Source organism: Massilia sp. PWRC2 (assembly GCF_049896725.1).
Classification (GTDB): domain Bacteria; phylum Pseudomonadota; class Gammaproteobacteria; order Burkholderiales; family Burkholderiaceae_D; genus JAFCUW01.
Window position 1 is genome coordinate 97,685 of sequence record NZ_JAFCUW010000006.1, and the last position, 18,652, is coordinate 116,336.

An 18,652-nucleotide genomic window follows, 5' to 3' on the forward strand; every position below is an offset into this window, starting at 1 on the left:
ATCGTCAGAATTTCGACTTTTCCTTCGCTTCAACGTCGATGGTCGACTTGTCAGCAGCAACCTGGCTCACCGGTGCCGCCGCCGTCTTGTCTTCTTCGCCCTTGACGCCATCCTTGAAGCCCTTGACGGCCTTGCCGACGTCTGCACCCATATTGCCCAGCTTTTTGGTGCCGAACAGCAAAACTACCACCAACAGCACGATGACCCAGTGCCAGATACTCATTGAACCCATGTTGTTCTCCTTGCCGGCGCGAACGCCTTGAATTCGTGGAAATGTACAGGCGCAGTATATGCGATAGCCGCGATGTGCGCCTTAGCCTTATTAACGCTGACCAGCCCAGGGTTTGGGCCCGCCGATCACGTGTACATGCAGATGGTACACCTCCTGCCCGCCATCCGGCCCACTGTTGATGAGGGTCTTGTAACCGCCGCTGGCACCGTCCGCCCCGTGCTGCACGGCGCAGCCATGCTCAGCGGCAAGTTTCGGCGCCAGCGCCAGCAGCCGGCCCAGCATGGCCGTGTGTGCTGGCGTGCAATCGGACAGCGTCGCCACGTGCACCTTGGGGATCAACAGCAGGTGCACCGGTGCAGCCGGGTTGATGTCCTTGAAGGCGAGCAATTCGTCGTCTTCATAGACCACGCTGGCGGGGATTTTTTTGGCAGCAATTTTACAAAAGAGGCAATTGTCCACAAAGCGTCCTGAAAAAAGATTAAGCGTCGCTGCGCGACTGTTTTTCGGCGATGCCGGAGACGCCTTCGCGGCGCGCCAATTCATCGAGTACCTGCTGCGGCGTCAGATTGAACTGGGCCAGCAGCACCATCGAGTGGAACCACAGGTCGGCCACCTCGTAGAGCAGCTTGGAGGGATCGGCGCCGGCGCGCACATCCTTGGCGGCCATCACCGTTTCGGTGGCTTCTTCGCCGATCTTTTTGAGGATGGCGTCATCGCCCCTGGCCAGCAATTTGGCCACGTAAGAGGTGGCGGGGTCGCCGCCGTTGGCAGCTTTGCGCGACTCGATCACGGCCGCCACGCGTTGCAGGGTCACGCTCATGGTTGGTTCTTTTTCGGATTGCTGTAGATGGTGGCTGGATCGACCAGCACCGGCTCGACACTATGCCAGTCGCCGCTGGCGGCGTCGCCGTCGAAGCGTTGAAAAAAGCACGAGTGACGGCCCGTATGGCAGGCAATGCCGCCGGTCTGGGCGATTTTCAAGAGGATGACGTCTTCGTCGCAGTCGAGGCGAATTTCCAGCACCTTCTGGGTGTGGCCCGATTCTTCGCCCTTGTGCCACAGCTTTTTGCGCGAGCGCGACCAGTACACCGCTTCGCCCAGCTCGACCGTTTTGGCGAGCGCTTCGCGGTTCATCCAGGCGAACATCAAGACGTCGCCCGTGCTCGCTTCCTGGGCGATCACCGGCACCAGGCCGTGTTCGTCCCAGGCGACTTTTTTGAGCCACTTGGCGTTGGTGACAGAGGCCGCATGGGCGGGTGCGGTCGCCATTGCGTTTGTTGATGGGTTCGATGAAGTCATGGTCAATCCAGGCGCATGGGAATGCCTTGCGCGGCCATGAAGCGCTTGGCTTCTTCAACCGTGTGCTGGCCATAGTGAAAAATACTGGCGGCGAGGACGGCGTCCGCGCGGCCCAGCTTGATGCCGTCGGCCAGGTCTTGCAGGCTGCCGACGCCACCCGAGGCGATGACGGGAATGCCAACGGCGTCCGACACCGCGCGCGTCAGGCCGAGGTCGAAACCGGACCTGGTGCCGTCGCGGTCCATGCTGGTGAGCAGGATCTCGCCGGCGCCCAGCCGTTCCATGTTTTGCGCCCAGGCGACGGCGTCGAGGCCAGTGGCGTTGCGGCCACCGTGGGTGAACACTTGCCACTGGCCGTCGGCGACGCGCTTGGCGTCGATCGCCACCACGATGCACTGCGAGCCGTGCTTTTGCGAAGCGTCGAACACCAGCTGCGGGTTGGTGACCGCCGAGGTATTCATGCTGACCTTGTCGGCGCCGGCGTTGAGCAGGCGGCGCACGTCTTCGACGCGGCGCACGCCGCCGCCGACGGTCAGCGGAATGAACACGGTCGAGGCAACCGCTTCGATGATGTGCAGGATCAGGTCGCGGTCGTCGGACGACGCCGTGATGTCGAGAAAGGTGATTTCGTCGGCGCCCTGGCCGTCGTAGCGGCGGGCGATTTCAACCGGGTCGCCGGCGTCGCGCAGCTCGGTGAAATTGACGCCCTTGACGACGCGGCCACCGGTGACATCGAGGCAGGGAATGATGCGTTTGGCGAGCATGATAGGGCCCGGCTCAGGCCGCGCCGCCTTTCAGCAATGCGGCGCCCAGTGCAACGGTCAATTCATCAGCGCGCAGCTGGGCCGAGGTCAGATCGATGGTCCCTTCATAGATCGAGCGGCCGCAGATGACCCCTTCGATGCCTTCGTCCTGCACCGCGCACAGCGCTTCGACGTCGGCCAGGTTATGCAGGCCACCGGAGGCGATCACGGCAATCTTGACCGCTTGCGCCAGCTTGACGGTCGCTTCGATGTTGACGCCCCCCATCATGCCGTCGCGGCCGATGTCGGTGTAGACGATCGATTCGACGCCATACGCTTCGAATTTTTTGGCCAGGTCGATCACTTCGTGGCCGCTCATCTTGCTCCAGCCATCGGTGGCGACCTTGCCATCCTTGGCGTCGAGGCCGACGATAATGTGGCCGGGAAAGGCGCCGCAGGCATCGTGCAGGAAGCCGGGATTTTTGACGGCGGCGGTGCCGACGATGATGTAGCTGATGCCGTTGTCGAGGTAGCGCTCGATGGTGTCGAGGTCACGGATGCCGCCGCCGAGCTGCACGGGGATGGCATCGATGCCATTGTCGTCGGCGTACTCCTGCACCACTTGCAGGATCGATTTGATGGCCGCTTCGTTCTTCGGCTTGCCGGCAAAGGCGCCGTTGAGATCGACCAGGTGCAGGCGGCGCGCGCCTTTCTTGAGCCAGTGCAGCGCCATGTCGGCAGGATCTTCGGAGAAGACCGTGGCAAGGTTCATGTCGCCTTGTTGAAGACGCACGCAGTGACCGTCTTTGAGGTCGATGGCAGGAATGAGCAGCATGATAGTGGGCGTAAGTTGAACTGATTAGGGACGTAAATAAGGACGTAAATAAGGACGCAAATAAGGACGCAAACAAGACGACCGGCTTATGGATTCCAGTGTACGAAATTCTGGTACAGGCGCAGGCCCGCGGTCGCGCTTTTTTCCGGGTGAAACTGGGTGGCGACGATGTTTTCGCGCGCCACGGCGCAGCAAAAGGCGGAGCCGTAATCGGTCTCGCCGATGGCGTCTTCGCCATCGATGGGCTGGGCAAAATAACTGTGGACGAAATAAAAATAGGCGTCTTCGGCGATGCCATCCCAGATCGGGTGGCTGCGCACCTGGTGCACGCGGTTCCAGCCCATCTGCGGCACCTTGAAGCGCGAACCGTCCTGCTGCAGCATGCCATCGAGGCGGAATTTTACAACGCGGCCCGGCAGCAGGCCCAGGCCCGCCGTATCGGCTTCCTCGCTGCGGTCGAACAGCATTTGCTCGCCCACGCAGACGCCCATCAGCGGCTTGTTTTTGGAGGCGCGCAGCAGCGCTTCTTCGACACCCGACTCGCGCAGGCTCTGCATGCAGTCGCGCATGGCGCCCTGCCCCGGCAGCACGATGCGGTCGGCGCTGTCGATGTCGCGCGGGTCGCCGGAAATAAGGACATTCGCTTCGGGCGCCACCGCGCGCAGCGCTTGCGCCACCGATCGCAGATTGCCCATGCCGTAGTCGACTACAACGATTTTTTTCATGGTCGTGCTTACAGGCTGCCCTTGGTCGACGGAATCACACCGGCCGAGCGGGGATCGAGCTCGGTGGCCATGCGCAGCGCGCGGCCAAACGCTTTAAAGACGGTTTCGCACTGGTGGTGGGCATTCTCGCCACGCAGATTATCGATGTGCATCGATACCAGCGCGTGGTTGACAAACCCCTGGAAAAATTCGTGGGCCAGGTCGACATCGAAATTGCCGATCATGGCGCGCTTCCATGGCACATGCATTTCCAGCCCCGGGCGACCGGAAAAATCGATGACCACGCGCGAGAGCGCTTCATCGAGCGGCACGTAAGCGTGACCGTAGCGGCGGATGCCCTTCTTGTCGCCGATCGCCTTGGCGAACGCCATGCCGAGGGTGATGCCGGTGTCTTCGACCGAGTGGTGGGCGTCGATGTGCAGGTCACCAATGCACTCGACGTCGAGGTCGATCAAGCCGTGACGGGCGATCTGGTCGAGCATGTGGTCGAGGAAGGGCACGCCGGTGTTGAGCTTTTGCTGGCCGGTGCCGTCCAGATTGATGGCGACGCGAATCTTGGTCTCGTTGGTGTTGCGGATGATTTCGGCGGTGCGGTTCATGATGTCAATGCTTCAGTGAGGGCGGCAAGAAAGGCGGTATTTTCTTCTGGGGTACTGACCGTCACGCGGATGCAGTGTGCCAGCAGTGGATGCATTTTACCGAGATTTTTGACCAACACCTTAGCACTGGCCAGTTTGGCCGTGACGGCGTCCGCATCGGCGACCCGGAACAGCAGGAAATTGGCACTCGATTCGAACACCTGGACCCCCGGCAGCGCGGCCAGCGCGGCCGACAGGGTGGTGCGGGCGCCATTGAGGGTGTCGGCCTGGGCATCGAGAATATCGATGTGCTCGAGGGCGAATTCGGCCGCCACCTGGGTGAGCACATTGATGTTGTACGGCGGGCGCACCTTATCGAACTGCGCCAGCAGCGCCGGCGCTGCCGACATATAGCCAAGGCGGATACCGGCCAGCCCCAGTTTCGACAGCGTGCGCATGACGATCAGGTTGGGAAATTCCGGCAGGTGTTCCATGAAACTGGTCTGGGCAAACGGCTCGTACGCTTCATCGACCACCGCCAGCCCCTTGTCGCCCAGCAGGTCGATCAGCTCGGCCATATCGGCGGCGTCGTACAGATTGCCGGTCGGGTTGTTCGGATAGGCCAGGTACAGCACGCTCGGCTGGTGGCTGGCAATCGCCGCCCGCATGGCTGGCATGTCGAGAGCAAAGTCGGCCGTCAGCGGCACGCCAATGAACTCCATGCCGGCGAACTGGGCCGAGCGCTGGTACATGACGAAGGCCGGCACCGGGGCGAGCACCACCGAGCGCGCGCCCTGGCGGTCCTGGCTGGCGGTGGCCATGTCGATGATGGAAATGAGTTCGTCGGAGCCGTTGCCGAGGATGACGTCATAGCCTTCCGGTACACCGAGTTCTGCGCAGATGGCCGCTTTCAAGGTGGCGTAGGCAGGCAGCGGATAGCGGTTGAGGGCGGCGGCGGCAAGGCGCTGGCCCAGTTCGGCGTGCAGTGCGGGCGGCAGCTGGTACGGGTTTTCCATGGCGTCGAGCTTGATGTAGCCGCTCGAATCGGGCACGTTATAGCTGCTGACGGCGCGCACGTCGGCGCGGATGGTGTTGGCGATGAGGCGGTCGAGGGAGGTCATGGGGTCTTCACAAGTTGGTCGTCGGCGGCGGCGCTGGCAGTGGTTCTGGCGGTCCGCTTGAGCGCTTTTTTCTGGGCGATGGTGTCGGCGATCGGCGTCGTCAGGCGCTGTTCGATGATGGCGCAATAGTCGGCATTGAGTTCGAAACCGGCGAAATGGCGGCCGGTGCGGCGCGCCGCCAGGGCGGTGGTGCCGCTGCCCATGAACGGGTCGAGCACGATGCCGCCCGGCGGGCACGAGGCTTTCACCATCCGTTCGATGATTTCCAGGGGCTTCTGGGTGGGGTGCTCGGCGCGTTCGGGATGCTCGCGGTGCAGGCGCGAGACGCTCCACAGGTCTTTCGGGTTGTAGCCCAGTTCGAGCCACTTGGCGCCGACGAAAATGGCGCGGCTGCGGGCCTTCTTGGTGACGGCGTCGTACGGCACGCGGACGGCGTCGAGATCAAAATAATAGTCTTTGCGGCGGACGAAAAAACCGATGGTGTCGTGCACCGAACTGAAACTGCGCACGCTGCCGCCCATCGAGGGTACGCGGCGGTCCCAGATGATCTCGTTCATCATCGTCAATCGCTGCTTGAGCATGACGAAAATCTCGGGCGAGTAGCGCCAGGTGGCGAAGATATACAGGCTGCCATTGTCTTTCAGCTTGGGCAGTGCCAGGTCGATCCAGCGCGCCGTCCAGTCGAGGAAATCGGCTTCGCTCTGCTGGTCGGAGGCGTTGCCGTAGTCCTTGCCCAGGTTGTACGGTGGATCGGTGACGATCAGGTCGACCGCGCCATCGGGAATGCGAGACAGGCCGGTCAAGGCATCTTCGCAAAACACGCGGTCGAGCCACTCGTTCATGGTTGCTGCTGCATGCGCAATTCGGCGCTGCGCGCGTGCGCCTGCAAGCCTTCGCCATAGGCCAGTTCGGCGGCGACCGCGCCCAGCGTTTGCGCGCCGGCTTCGGAGACGAACAGCACCGACGAGCGCTTTTGAAAATCGTAGACGCCCAGCGGCGACGAAAAGCGCGCCGTGCGCGACGTTGGCAGCACGTGGTTGGGACCGCAGCAATAATCGCCCAGCGACTCGGACGAAAAGCGCCCCAAAAACATGGCGCCGGCGTGACGGATTTTATCGGCCCACTGCTGCGGCTCGAGCGCCGAGATTTCCAGGTGCTCGGCGGCGATGGCGTTGGCAATCGCGCACGCCTCACTCATGTCGCGGACCTTGATCAGGGCGCCGCGGTCGGTCAGCGAGGTGCGAATGGTGCTTTGACGCGGCATGGTCGGCAACAGCCGATCGATGCTGGCCTGGACGCGCCCGATGTAGGCGGCGTCAGGACAGAGCATGATGGCCTGGGCCAGCTCGTCGTGCTCGGCCTGCGAAAACAGGTCCATCGCCACCCAGTCGGGATCGGTGCTGCCGTCGCAGACGATCAGAATTTCGGAAGGGCCGGCGATCATGTCGATGCCGACCGTGCCGAACACGCGGCGCTTGGCGGCGGCCACATAGGCATTGCCGGGGCCGACGATCTTGTCGACGGCGGCAATCGTCTCGGTGCCATAGGCGAGCGCGGCGACCGCCTGGGCGCCGCCGATAGTGATCACGCGGGTAACGCCGGCAATCGCGGCAGCCGCCAGCACCATGGCATTTTTGACGCCATCAGGGGTCGGCACCACCATGATGATCTCGGCGACGCCGGCCACCTTGGCGGGAATGGCGTTCATCAGCACCGACGATGGGTACGCCGCCTTGCCACCGGGGACGTAGATGCCGACGCGGTCGAGCGGCGTGATGCGCTGGCCCAGCACGGTGCCATCCGGCTCGGTATACGTAAATCCTTTGAGTTCGTCGCGCTGGCGCTCGTGGAACACGCGGATCCGTTCGGCGGCCGTGTGCAGGGCGGCGCGCTGGGCGGGCGGCAGCGAATCGAGGGCGGCATCGAGTTCGGCCTGGCCAATATCAAAAGCGGCCATGCTGGCAGCGCCACCGGGAATGCGGTCGAAGCGGTTGGTGTACTCGAGCACGGCAGCGTCGCCGCGCCGCTTGACGTCGGCCAGGATGGTGGTGACCGCCCCTTCGATGGCGTCGTCGGTGGCCGTTTCAAAAGCCAGCAGTGCGGACAGGGTGGCGTCGAAACCGGCGGCGCTCGAATCGAGGGTGCGGATCTGGACGGGAGAAATCGGCATGTCGCTCATGGCATCAGGCATTCAGTAAAGAAGCGCGTTCGAAGGCAGCCAGGATCGGCTGCAAGCGGGCGCGCTTGAGTTTTAAGGCGGCCTGGTTGACCACCAGGCGCGAGGAGATCTGCATGATCTCTTCGACTTCCACCAGGTTGTTGGCACGCAGGGTGCTGCCGGTGGAGACGACGTCGACGATGGCATCGGACAGTCCCACCAGCGGCGCCAGCTCCATCGAGCCGTACAGTTTGATCAGGTCGACGTGCACACCCTTGGCGGCAAAGTGTTCGCGCGCGGTTTGCACGAACTTGGTGGCCACGCGCAGGCGCGCGCCCTGGCGCACGGCGGTGGCGTAATCAAAACCGGCGTGCACCGCCACTGACATGCGGCAACGGGCGATGTTCAAATCGATCGGCTGGTAGAGCCCTTCGCCGCCGTGTTCGAGCAACACATCCTTGCCGGCCACGCCGAAGTCGGCGGCGCCATACTGCACATAGGTGGGGACGTCGGAGGCGCGCACGATGATCACCCGCACATCGGGGTCATTGGTGGCCAGGATCAGCTTGCGCGAGGTTTCCGGATTGTCGAGCACCTCGATACCGGCGGCGCGCAGCAGCGGCAGGGTGTCGTCATAAATGCGCCCTTTCGACAGGGCCAGGATCAGCTGGCCCGTGGCCGGCGTGGCAAATGCGCTGGGATTCATGGCGTCCTTCACGACTTGATGCGGACGATATCGGCGCCCACCTGCGACAGCTTGTCTTCCATGCGGTCGTAGCCACGGTCGAGGTGGTAGATGCGGTCGATGATGGTGGTGCCTTCGGCCGCCATGGCCGCGATCACCAGCGACGCCGAGGCCCGCAGGTCGGTGGCCATCACCGGCGCACCGTGCAGGGCAGGCACGCCGGTGACGGTGGCCACCTTGCCATCGGTGCGGATGGCCGCGCCCAGGCGATTGAGTTCCTGCACGTGCATGAAACGGTTCTCGAAAATGTTTTCGGCGATGCGGCTGGCGCCATCGGCGATGGCATTGACGGCCATGAACTGCGCCTGCATATCGGTGGGAAAACCGGGATACTCGGTGGTCGAAAAACTCACTGGACGGGGACGCCCGTGCATGACGGCGCGGATGGTGCCGGCGCCGATCGTCATCTGCAGGCCCAGTTCGCGCAGCTTGACCAGCGCGGCGTCGAGAATGTCGGTGCGGGTGTTGGTGAGCACAATGTCGCCACCGGTGGCGGCCACCGCGCACAGGAAGGTGGCCGCTTCGATGCGGTCGGAAATGACCGCGTGTTTGGCGCCATGCAGAGAGGCGACGCCCTGGATCACCAGCCGGCCACTACCAATACCGTCGATCTTCGCGCCCATCGCCACCAGCAGGTGGGCCAGATCCGTCACTTCCGGTTCCTGGGCAGCGTTTTCGAGGATGGTCTCGCCTTCGGCCAGGGTGGCTGCCATCAACAGATTTTCGGTGCCGGTGACGGTGATCATGTCGGTGCGGATGCTGGCACCTTTTAATTTCGGGCAGCTCGCATAGATGTAGCCGCCATCGATACGAATGGTGGCGCCGAGCGCTTCCAGACCCTTGATGTGCTGGTCGACGGGGCGCGAGCCGATGGCGCAGCCACCGGGCAGCGACACCTTCGCTTCGCCGAAGCGGGCCAGCAGCGGACCGAGCACCAGGATCGAGGCGCGCATGGTTTTTACCAGTTCATACGGCGCTTCCAGGTGATCGATGGCGCTGCCGTTGAGGGTGACGTTTTCGCCATCCTGCTGCACCGCCAGGCCGGTCTTGGCCAGCAGTTTCAACATGGTCTTGACGTCGTGCAGGCGCGGCACATTGCTCAGTTCGAGGTCGCCGCTGGTCAGCAAGCCGGCGCACAGGATGGGCAAAGCGGCGTTCTTGGCGCCGGAAATCACGATGTTGCCGTCGAGGCGTTTTCCGCCGACAATTTTGAGCTGGTCCATGGCTTATCCTTGGTATTCGTCAGGCGTCAGGGTTTTCATCGACAGGGCGTGGATTTCTTCGCGCATGCGGTCGCCCAGCGCCGCGTACACCAGCTGGTGGCGCTGGATCAGGCGTTTGCCGACGAAGGCGTCGGAGACGATCACGGCAGTAAAGTGCTGGCCGTCACCATCGACTTCGAGGTGGGTGCAAGCCAGGCCGGCGGTGATATAGCTGTGAATCAGTTCAGGTGTGGTTGCCACAATCGTTGTCCTTGAAAGTTTTTTGTTTTTATGTGAATCGATAGAAAAGCCGGCGCTCAATGGCGCAGGTTGTAGCCGCGCCGCAGCAGGTTGACGGCAACGCTGGCCAGCACCACAAAAAACACACTGACCACGGCCAGGCTGGTCCACGGCGCAATGTCGGACTGGCCGAAAAAGCCGTAGCGAAAACCGTCGATCATGTAAAAGAAGGGATTGACGTGCGACACCGCCAGCCAGAATGGCGGCAGCGATTTAATCGAATAAAACACGCCAGCGAGAAAGGTGGCCGGCATGATCAGGAAATTCTGGAACATGGCCAGCTGGTCGAATTTTTCCGCCCACACGCCGGCGATCACGCCCATGGTGCCGAGAATGGCGGCGCCCAGCACGGCAAACACGATGATCCACAGGGGCGCCACAAAACTCAAGTGGGCGAACCAGGCGGTGATGACAAACACGCCGGCACCGACAGCCAGACCGCGCACCACCGAGGCGAGCACATAGGCCGAAATGATTTCCCAGTGCGACAGCGGCGGCAGCAGGATGAACACCAGGTTGCCGGTGATCTTCGACTGAATCAGCGACGACGAGGCATTGGCGAAGGCGTTTTGCAGCACGCTCATCATCACCAGGCCGGGAATCAGGAAGGCGGTATAGCTCACGCCCGGATAGACTTCGAGTTTGCCTTCGAGAACGTGGCCAAAAATCAGCAGATACAGCATGGCCGTCAGGATGGGGGCGGCGACGGTTTGCGTCGCTACTTTCCAGAAGCGCAAGGTTTCTTTATAAAACAGGGTCTGGAACCCCACCGAAAACATGTTCACAGCGAACCTCCATCCATGATCTGCAAGAAGATATCTTCCAGATCGGCTTGTTGCAACTGCATTTCGTCGATCACCACGCCGCCTTCGCGCAGGCGGGCCAGGATCTGTTCGACTTCGGCATACTCGTTGACCCGCAAGCTGACCTTGTTGCCGTCGCTGGAGGCATCCGACACCAGGTGGCGCAAGTCGTCCGGCAACACGCCGCTGCCGATGTGGACGATCAGCTGCGAACCGGAAATCCGGCGAATCAGGGACTTCATGGTGTCGAGCGCCACCACCTTGCCGCCGCGTAGCATGGCGACGCGGTTGCACATCGCTTGTGCTTCTTCCAGGTAGTGGGTGGTCAGCACCACCGTGTGGCCTTCGCGGTTCAGCCGTGAAATGAACTTCCACAAGCCCTGGCGCAGTTCGACGTCGACGCCGGCGGTCGGTTCGTCGAGCACGATCACCGGCGGCTTGTGCACCAGGGCCTGGGCCACCAGCACGCGCCGCTTCATGCCGCCCGACAAGGCGCGCATATTGGCGTCGGCCTTGCCGGTCAGATCGAGGTTTTCCATCACCTCGTCGATCCACTTGTCATTGTTTTTCAGGCCAAAATAACCGGACTGCAAGCGCAAGGTTTCACGGACGGTAAAAAACGGGTCGAACACCAGTTCCTGCGGCACCACGCCGAGGTTCTTGCGGGCATTTCTGAAATCGCTGACGACGTCATGGCCATGCACCGTGATACTGCCGGCGTCGGGCCGGATCAGGCCGGCGATGGTGGAAATGAGCGTGGTTTTGCCGGCGCCGTTGGGGCCGAGCAAGCCGAAAAATTCGCCCTGCTCGATGGTCAGGGAGACGCCACCCAAGGCTTTTAAGGCCTTGTAGTTTTTTTCGACCTGATTGATCTGGATCGCTGCTGTCATGCGGTTTTTCTGGTTGCGTTTTTACAGGGGGAACTGGCAATTATAGGGGAAATCGGCAGTCGGGCTTGCAGCAGCGGGGGGCTGCATGAAGATGGGGCCGCTTCCGAAGGAAAACGGCCCGGTATGGCAGGGTCAATGGTGGTGCAGATTGGCCGGGGAGGCCATCGGGGTGCCGGCAGAGTCGCTCAGCAGGTGATCGACGCCGTACAGGGTCAGCAGGCTTTTCAGGCTGACCGGCAGGTTCACGAAAGACAGGGCCTTGCCGCTGGCCCGACCTGCGCGCAGCAAGGCCAGCAACACCACCACGCCGGACGAATCGGACGACTTGAGGAAGGCCAGGTCGAACACGGTCTGGCCACCACGAATGGCGGCCAGACCGCGCTCGAGCGCCGACGCCGCCGTGGCGAAGGTCAGGTTCTCGAGCGCAGACTGGGCAGTATTGTCAGTCATGGGCTTATTTGCCTGGTGCCTTGAGGGGCTTGTTGGCCAGCTCTTTGTTGCGGTCCGCCAGCTTTTTGATCAAGCCATCGATGCCGCCCTTGCTGATCTCGGTGGAAAAGGTGCCGCGGTAGGTTTCCACCAGCCACGCGCCGAGCACATTGATGTCAAAAATTTTCCAGCCCGAATCACCCTTCGACAAGCGGTAATTCAGCTGAATCGGCTCGCCGCGCTGGACGTTGACCACCGATTTGACTTCCACTTCGGTATCGGCCGGGTCGGCGCGCAGGGGCTTGAATTCCACCGTTTCGTTCTTGATCTGCGACAGGGCACCCGAGTAGGTGTGGATCAGCAACTGGCGGAACTCATTCGACAGCGCGGTTTTTTGCTCGGGGGTGGCGTCACGCCAGTAGCGGCCGGCGGCCAGCGCCGTCATGCGCTGAAAATCGACGTACGGCAAAATCTTGGCATCGACCAGGGCAGTGACCTTGTTGATGTTGCCGGCCTGGATATCCTTGTCGGTCTTGGCAGTGTTGATGACGTCGTTGCTGATGCGCTTGACGAGCACGTCCGGCGCTTCGGCGGGGGCGGCCACGGCAAAGGCGGTGAACGCCAGGGTGCTCACGGCGATAAATTGTTTGATCAGTTTCATAAACCCTCTTCGGTAGTTACAGGTAAGTCAGTTGTCATGGAGCAGCAACGGTGTGCACGCACATGCGGCCAGCCGCGCCAATGACAAGGCCGACATATTATTTCTTTGTTTCCGGGCTCGTTTCCGGGCTTGCGGCGGGGGCCGGCGTCGACGTCGCAGCCGGCGTTGGTCCCGGATCATCCGGGTAGGCCGACTTGATGCTGCCGGCGGCCGGCGCCGCGCCGCCGGTCGGACCCGGATCGTCCGGATACGCCGACTTGATGCTGCCACCGGCTGGCACGCTGCCCGCTGCCGGTTCTTTGTTGAGCAACTGCATCAAGCGGGCCTTGCCGCCGCCATCCTGGATGCGGCTTTCGCGGCGCTGCAGGAAGCCGTCGCGGATGAATTCGTAGCGGTCGAGCGCAGCGTCTTCCATCAGGTTGGAGGCGTCGAGCACGGCGGCGCGCTGGTCGACCGCGCGCAGGGCGATGCCGCTGTTGCGGATGTACACCGGCTCCTTGTAGCCCAAGGGGTCGCCCTTGAAGTCGAGCGGCAGGGCGGCGGTGTCGCGCACCGTCGATGGTCCCAGCAGCGGCAACATCAGGTAGGGGCCGGACTTTACGCCCCAGGCGCCCAGGGTCTGGCCAAAGTCTTCATTGTGCTTTTGCAGGCCGACATCGGAACCGATATCAATCACGCCCAGCAAACCGAGGGTCGAATTGAGGCCGAAGCGGGCGAAGTCGGTCAAGCCGTCCTTGCCCTTGCCTTGCAGCAGGTTGTTAGTGCCGGTCCACAGATCAGCCAGGTTACCAAAGAAATTGTTGACACCCGTTTGCACCACGGATGGCAACACCTTCTTGTAGGCGGTGGCGGCTGGCTTGAGGGCGACCCGGTCGACCGTGTCGTTGAAGGTGAACATCTTGCGATTGAACGACTCGTAGGGGTCGCGCGGGTTGGGACCGGTGGCGCAGCCCGACAGCAGCGCGCTGGCGGCCACGGCCACCAGCACGGCGCTGCTGCGCAGGCGAGAAAATGCGGGTAAGCGGGGAGAAAGCGTCATCATTTAGCGGTGTCCTTTCCGTCCGCGGCCTTGCTGTATATAAACTGATTAATCAAGTCTTCCAGCACCGTGGCCGACTGGGTGCTGTTGATGCGGTCGCCCGGCGCCAGATTGACCATGTCGCCGCCCGGCACGATGCCGATGTACTGCTCGCCCAGCAAACCGGCGGTCAGAATTTTCAGCGAACTGTCTTTCGGAAACTGGTGACTGGCATCCATCTCGAGTGTGACCATGGCTTGAAAGCTTTTGTTATCGAAGCGGATATCGCCAACCCGTCCCACCACCACGCCAGCACTCTTGACCGGTGCCTGCGGTTTGAGGCCGCCGATATTGTCAAATTTGCCCGTGATGGCATACGTTTTGCTCAGCGACAAGGTGCTCATATTACCCGCCTTGAGGGCGAGGAACAGCAAGGCAGCCAAGCCCAACAGAACGAACAAGCCAACCCAGACGTCGATAGTTTTACGATGCATAATTTATACTCACTCTAATTGTTTCGCTCAGGCGATGTCGCCAGATTCAGTTTGCGTGCTGGTATTGCGTTGTTTGCACGTCTTGTTTTGCACTTGTTGGTTAACATTCACTTGTTAAACATCATGGCCGTCATCACGAAGTCCAGCCCCCACACCATCAACGAGGCGATCACCACGGTACGGGTGGTGGCGCGCGAGACGTCTTCCGGCGTCGGGTCCGCATGGTAGCCCTGGAACAGGGCCGTGAACGTCACCGCCACACCGAACACCAGGCTCTTGATGACGCCGTTGAGGACGTCGGCGCGCACATCGACGTTGGCCTGCATCTGCGACCAGAAGGCGCCTTCGTCGACGCCGATCAGCTGCACGCCGACCAGGTAACCGCCGAGCACCCCGACGGCGCTGAAAATCGTCGCCAGGATTGGCATGGCAATCACGCCGGCCCAGAAACGCGGGGCCAGCACGCGCTGAATCGGGTTAATCGCCATCATTTCCATGGCAGACAATTGTTCACCAGCCTTCATCAAGCCAATTTGCGCCGTCAGCGAGGTGCCGGCACGACCGGCAAACAGCAGCGCCGTCACCACCGGCCCCAGTTCGCGCACCAGCGCCAGCGCCACCACCTGGCCCAGCTTTTGTTCGGCGCCGTACGGCGTCAGGGTGATATAGCCCTGCAGACCGAGCACCATGCCGACGAACAGGCCGGAAACGGTGATCAAGACCAGCGAATAGTTCCCAATGAAGTGGACCTGTTCGGAAATCAGGCCGGGCCGCTTCATGGCGCCCGGCGACACCGCCAGCAGGCCGCAGAACGAGCGGGCGGCAAAGCCGACGCTGGCGACCGTTTCGCGCGCGTACGCGCCAACGCGGGCGAGCCCGTTGCCGACGAAGGCGGCGATCATGCGCGGGCTCCCAGACCGAGGTCGTCGTCGAGCGATTTGCCGGGATAATCGAAGGGCACCGGACCGTCCGGGGCGGCGTTGACAAACTGCATGACGTACGGGTCGGTCGAGACGCGCATCTCGGCCGGGGTGCCGCGCGCCACGATTTTGCCGGCGGACATAAAATAGACGTAATCGGCGATGGCGAAGCACTCCTGGACATCATGCGACACGAGGATCGAGGTCGAGCCCAGCGCATCATTGAGTTTGCGGATCAGGTTGGCGGTGACGCCCATCGAAATGGGGTCGAGGCCGGCGAACGGCTCGTCATACATGATCAGCTCGGGATCGAGGGCGATGGCGCGCGCCACTGCAACGCGGCGCGCCATACCGCCGGAAATTTCCGATGGCTTTAACTTGTGGGCGTTGCGCAAGCCGACCGCGTTCAGTTTGAGCAGCACCAGGTCGCGGATCAATTCTTCCGGCAGATCGGTGTGTTCGCGCAGCGGGAAGGCGACGTTGTCAAACACGTTCAGGTCGGTGAACAGGGCGCCGAACTGGAACAGCATGCCCATCTTGCGACGCAGCCGGTACAAGGCGTCGGTCTCGAGTTCGTGCACGATCTCGCCGCCGACTGCCACGCTGCCCTTGCGCGGACGGATTTGCCCGCCGATCAGGCGCAGCACGGTCGTCTTGCCACAGCCGGAACCGCCCATGACGGCGATCACCTTCCCACGGGGAAAGTCCATGTGCAGGTCAGACAGGATGACGCGCTCTCCATAGGCAAATTGGAGATCGCGGATTTCGACGAGGTTGCTCACAGGCATATTCGGTATTTGGCAATGGCGTATTGTAGTGCAGAAAGGTCAATCCTTGCTGACCCGGGGTCAACTCAAGCCTGGCTCAGTGGCACAGAATACAACACTACTGAACGACGGGTCAGATAATTTGCTGCGCAAGTCGCTGTTTATATTGATTATTTGTCCAGCCCTGCCCTCCAGCGCTGCCGTATGCCAATGCTACACGTATGTATGTAAATGCGCGAAGCGCGCCCTTTGGTGGCGTCAGACTGTACTTTACAGAAAATTCGCGGCGCCTCAGCGCAGGCTGGACGCCGGCCGCAGCGGCAGGGCCACCGTGAACACCACTTGCGGATTGTCGTAACGGTAGGCGAGCACGCCACCATGGCCGTGCACGATCTGATGGGCGATATACAGACCGAGGCCCATGCCGCGGCGGTTGCGCGAATTGTTCAGCGAGGTGTGCTTGAATGGGTCGAACAATTTTTTGGCGAGCGCCGGCGCGATCGGCACGCCGTGGTTGCGCACCGTCAGCACCGCCTGTTCGCCGATGGTGTGCAGGCTGACCTGGATCGGTTTGCCCAGCTCACCGTGATGGCGGGCATTGCTCAATAAATTGGCCAGCACCTGCACCAGGCGGTCGGCATCGGCCAGCGCCGGCACCGGCGCCGGGATGTCGAGTTCGAAGTGCGCCCCCGGGTGGGCGGCGCCCACTTCGTCCACCAGTTCCGACACCACCTCGTGCAAGGCGACGCTGGTCGGATTGATCCCCAGGCCGATGCCGCCGTTTATGCGACTCATGTCGAGCACATGGCCGATCAGGCGTTGCATGCGGTTGCTCGACGACTGGATGCGCCGCCCCAGCGGCGCCGGCGGCGAACCCCGCTCAAGCAGGACGCCTGCCATGGCAATGGCTTGCAAGGGATCGCGCAGGTCATGGCCCAGCATGGCCATCAGTTCGGTACGGGCACGGTCGATTTCGGCATTGCGCGCCGCCACCGAACGGCTCAGTTTGGCAAGCAGCTGGCCGGCAATGGTGAGCGCGGTGTCGTTCCACGGTTCGGCACGGCCGCGCACGGTTTCGCGCCACTCATTGAACGAGCCGCGCGGGGTCAGCCGCGGACCGAGCGGACCGTGCGCCACCACCTTGTCGGGCTTGCCGGCCCAGCGCACCTGCTCGATCTGTTCACGTCGCAAGGCCACCATCACGCCCTGGGTGCTGGCGTCAAACGACATGGCCAGCATGCCGGCCCAAGTGCCCAGCTGCGCGCGCAGCGGCTGCGGCCACTGGTCGAGCGAGGTATATTGGTACAGCACGCCGCCGTCGGCTGGCAGCGCTTGCACGATGGCCGTGGCCACTGCGACATCGAGTTCGCCGTGGATGGTCAACTCGCCCAGTTGCGAGACGATCAGGGCGTCCGCTCCCAGCGTCTGGCGCAATTCATCGGCATAGGCGTCGAGGGTGGCGATGACGTTGTCGTCCTCGCTGATCGCCGCCAGCATGCGCGAACCGAGTTCGGCGGCGCGCTCGATCAGCGCCGCTTGCGCCCTCGCTTCGAGCGTCTGCACGCTCGAAGCGAGCACCTGGGCCAGCACATCGGTGGCCATGCGGATCGAATACGGCACCTGGCGTGGCGTGCGGTGATGGCAGGCGAGCATGCCCCACAGGCGGCCATTGACAACGATCGACACGCTCAGCGAGGCCTGCACGCCCATGTTCTGCAAATATTCGACGTGGATCGGCGACACGCTGCGCAGTACGCTGTGGCTCATGTCGACAGCGGCGTCGCCCTCGCGGCCCAGCACTGGCACCGGCTGGTAGCCGACATCGGCGATCAGCCGCAAGGTGTTGAGCAGGTACAGACGGCGCGCCTGGTCCGGAATATCGCTGGCGGGATAGCGCCGGCCCAGATAGGCGTCGATGCTGTCGACCTTCGATTCGGCCACCACGTCGCCGCTGTCGTCATGGCGGAAGTAGTAAGCCATCACGCGGTCGAAGCCGGTCAACTGGCGCACTTGCTGCACCGCCATGTTTAACAGGGCGTCGATCGAGGTTTGTCGCTTCAGGCGGTCGATGGCGGCGTGCGCCTTGAGGGCGAACGAGGCGACCACATCGGAACCGACCGCACGCTGCTCGAATTCGATCAGCAGGCGCTGACGATGGCCGTGCACGATGCAATCGAATTCGCGCGCGCCGATGAATACTTCGCAGGCGCTCGGCAGCGCTTCGCCGTCGACCATCTCGGCGGCGACGTCGTGCAATGCCGCGAGGGTGTCGCTAGGTAAGCCGAGCGCGCTGGCCGCCGCCCCCAGCACAGGCATCACGCCGATCAGTTCGTTGGCATTCGCACTCCAACCCAGCAAGGCCTGCTGGTCGTCGAACACCAGCAGGGCACCATGCGGCTGCACCAGGCCGGGAATGTGAATGGGCTCATCGGCGCAATTGGCCAGGTTCAGGTTGGCGCACGTCATAGCGCCGCCGGCCAGCACCACGGCGCGAGCGGGACGATCATTAACAACAGGTCTGGCGCTCGTTCCATCGATCCTCGGCATGGTGTCAGCGGGGATCAATCAGATTCATCCGGCCACCGTCTATCAACACGCATCCTAACATACGGTGTAACAATCTTGCCGTACGTTGCCTATGGATAACGAATTCGCGCCACACATTTGCGACACATGCGCGACACATTCACGACACACTATCCGGGCATCGCGACACATTTGAGTATCCATCA

The 18,652-nt window shown here is 62.4% G+C and carries 23 protein-coding genes; all 23 read right to left on the reverse strand.

The genetic code is table 11. From position 1 onward, the window contains the following. Positions 1-4: 4 nt before the first annotated feature. The 23 genes from tatA to ACP7BZ_RS13485 all read right to left on the reverse strand — a co-directional run bounded on the left by tatA (position 5) and on the right by ACP7BZ_RS13485 (position 18,467). Positions 5-232 (reverse strand): Sec-independent protein translocase subunit TatA, encoded by a 228-nt coding sequence (gene tatA, locus ACP7BZ_RS13375; RefSeq protein ID WP_426113881.1) that lies wholly within the window; start codon positions 230-232, stop codon positions 5-7. Positions 233-322: 90 nt separating this feature from the next. Continuing rightward, positions 323-691 (reverse strand): histidine triad nucleotide-binding protein, encoded by a 369-nt coding sequence (locus ACP7BZ_RS13380; RefSeq protein WP_426113882.1) that lies wholly within the window; start codon positions 689-691, stop codon positions 323-325. 19 nt (positions 692-710) lie between these two features. After that, entirely contained in the window at positions 711-1,052 is a 342-nt protein-coding gene (locus ACP7BZ_RS13385) for a phosphoribosyl-ATP diphosphatase (RefSeq protein WP_426113884.1), read from the reverse strand. Then, positions 1,049-1,501: a phosphoribosyl-AMP cyclohydrolase gene (gene hisI, locus ACP7BZ_RS13390; RefSeq protein ID WP_426113886.1), complete on the reverse strand. Its 453-nt coding sequence runs from the start codon at positions 1,499-1,501 to the stop codon at positions 1,049-1,051. The genes ACP7BZ_RS13385 and hisI overlap by 4 nt, the downstream gene beginning before the upstream one ends. A gap of 32 nt (positions 1,502-1,533) precedes the next feature. Then, entirely contained in the window at positions 1,534-2,295 is a 762-nt protein-coding gene (hisF, locus tag ACP7BZ_RS13395) for an imidazole glycerol phosphate synthase subunit HisF (RefSeq protein WP_426113888.1), read from the reverse strand. 13 nt (positions 2,296-2,308) lie between these two features. Next, the gene (gene hisA, locus ACP7BZ_RS13400) at positions 2,309-3,109 is read right to left on the reverse strand and encodes a 1-(5-phosphoribosyl)-5-[(5-phosphoribosylamino)methylideneamino]imidazole-4-carboxamide isomerase (RefSeq protein WP_426113890.1); all 801 of its coding nucleotides are present in this window, start codon (positions 3,107-3,109) and stop codon (positions 2,309-2,311) included. Between the two features lie 86 nt (positions 3,110-3,195). Next, positions 3,196-3,834, reverse strand: coding sequence for an imidazole glycerol phosphate synthase subunit HisH (hisH, locus tag ACP7BZ_RS13405; protein ID WP_426113892.1), 639 nt, complete (start codon positions 3,832-3,834; stop codon positions 3,196-3,198). 8 nt (positions 3,835-3,842) lie between these two features. Continuing rightward, the gene (gene hisB, locus ACP7BZ_RS13410) at positions 3,843-4,433 is read right to left on the reverse strand and encodes an imidazoleglycerol-phosphate dehydratase HisB (protein WP_426113894.1); all 591 of its coding nucleotides are present in this window, start codon (positions 4,431-4,433) and stop codon (positions 3,843-3,845) included. Continuing rightward, positions 4,430-5,533, reverse strand: a complete 1,104-nt coding sequence (gene hisC / locus ACP7BZ_RS13415) for a histidinol-phosphate transaminase (protein ID WP_426113896.1) — start codon at positions 5,531-5,533, stop codon at positions 4,430-4,432. Before hisC ends, hisB begins: the two co-directional genes overlap by 4 nt. After that, positions 5,530-6,375, reverse strand: coding sequence for a DNA-methyltransferase (locus ACP7BZ_RS13420; RefSeq protein ID WP_426113898.1), 846 nt, complete (start codon positions 6,373-6,375; stop codon positions 5,530-5,532). The genes hisC and ACP7BZ_RS13420 overlap by 4 nt, the downstream gene beginning before the upstream one ends. Further along, positions 6,372-7,712: a histidinol dehydrogenase gene (hisD, locus tag ACP7BZ_RS13425; RefSeq protein ID WP_426113900.1), complete on the reverse strand. Its 1,341-nt coding sequence runs from the start codon at positions 7,710-7,712 to the stop codon at positions 6,372-6,374. Before hisD ends, ACP7BZ_RS13420 begins: the two co-directional genes overlap by 4 nt. Before the next feature lie 4 nt (positions 7,713-7,716). Further along, entirely contained in the window at positions 7,717-8,397 is a 681-nt protein-coding gene (gene hisG, locus ACP7BZ_RS13430) for an ATP phosphoribosyltransferase (protein WP_426113902.1), read from the reverse strand. 8 nt (positions 8,398-8,405) lie between these two features. Further along, positions 8,406-9,659 (reverse strand): UDP-N-acetylglucosamine 1-carboxyvinyltransferase, encoded by a 1,254-nt coding sequence (gene murA / locus ACP7BZ_RS13435; protein ID WP_426113904.1) that lies wholly within the window; start codon positions 9,657-9,659, stop codon positions 8,406-8,408. A 3-nt stretch (positions 9,660-9,662) separates the two neighbouring features. Further along, positions 9,663-9,899: a BolA family protein gene (locus ACP7BZ_RS13440; RefSeq protein WP_426113906.1), complete on the reverse strand. Its 237-nt coding sequence runs from the start codon at positions 9,897-9,899 to the stop codon at positions 9,663-9,665. A 56-nt stretch (positions 9,900-9,955) separates the two neighbouring features. Beyond that, entirely contained in the window at positions 9,956-10,717 is a 762-nt protein-coding gene (locus ACP7BZ_RS13445) for an ABC transporter permease (protein WP_426114275.1), read from the reverse strand. A 2-nt stretch (positions 10,718-10,719) separates the two neighbouring features. Then, positions 10,720-11,631: an ABC transporter ATP-binding protein gene (locus tag ACP7BZ_RS13450; RefSeq protein ID WP_426113908.1), complete on the reverse strand. Its 912-nt coding sequence runs from the start codon at positions 11,629-11,631 to the stop codon at positions 10,720-10,722. A 132-nt stretch (positions 11,632-11,763) separates the two neighbouring features. After that, positions 11,764-12,081 (reverse strand): STAS domain-containing protein, encoded by a 318-nt coding sequence (locus ACP7BZ_RS13455; protein ID WP_426113910.1) that lies wholly within the window; start codon positions 12,079-12,081, stop codon positions 11,764-11,766. A 4-nt stretch (positions 12,082-12,085) separates the two neighbouring features. Continuing rightward, positions 12,086-12,721: an MlaC/ttg2D family ABC transporter substrate-binding protein gene (locus ACP7BZ_RS13460; protein ID WP_426113912.1), complete on the reverse strand. Its 636-nt coding sequence runs from the start codon at positions 12,719-12,721 to the stop codon at positions 12,086-12,088. 97 nt (positions 12,722-12,818) lie between these two features. Next, a complete protein-coding gene (locus ACP7BZ_RS13465; protein WP_426113914.1) occupies positions 12,819-13,763 on the reverse strand; it encodes an MlaA family lipoprotein in 945 nt (314 codons plus the stop codon). Further along, positions 13,760-14,233 carry an outer membrane lipid asymmetry maintenance protein MlaD gene (gene mlaD / locus ACP7BZ_RS13470; protein ID WP_426113916.1) on the reverse strand — a complete coding sequence of 158 codons (474 nt, stop codon included), beginning with the start codon at positions 14,231-14,233 and terminating at the stop codon, positions 13,760-13,762. Before mlaD ends, ACP7BZ_RS13465 begins: the two co-directional genes overlap by 4 nt. 107 nt (positions 14,234-14,340) lie before the next feature. After that, positions 14,341-15,135 carry a lipid asymmetry maintenance ABC transporter permease subunit MlaE gene (gene mlaE / locus ACP7BZ_RS13475; protein ID WP_426113918.1) on the reverse strand — a complete coding sequence of 265 codons (795 nt, stop codon included), beginning with the start codon at positions 15,133-15,135 and terminating at the stop codon, positions 14,341-14,343. Then, entirely contained in the window at positions 15,132-15,935 is an 804-nt protein-coding gene (locus tag ACP7BZ_RS13480) for an ABC transporter ATP-binding protein (protein WP_426113920.1), read from the reverse strand. Before ACP7BZ_RS13480 ends, mlaE begins: the two co-directional genes overlap by 4 nt. A gap of 276 nt (positions 15,936-16,211) precedes the next feature. Further along, positions 16,212-18,467, reverse strand: coding sequence for an ATP-binding protein (locus ACP7BZ_RS13485; protein WP_426113922.1), 2,256 nt, complete (start codon positions 18,465-18,467; stop codon positions 16,212-16,214). Positions 18,468-18,652: the final 185 nt, after the last annotated feature.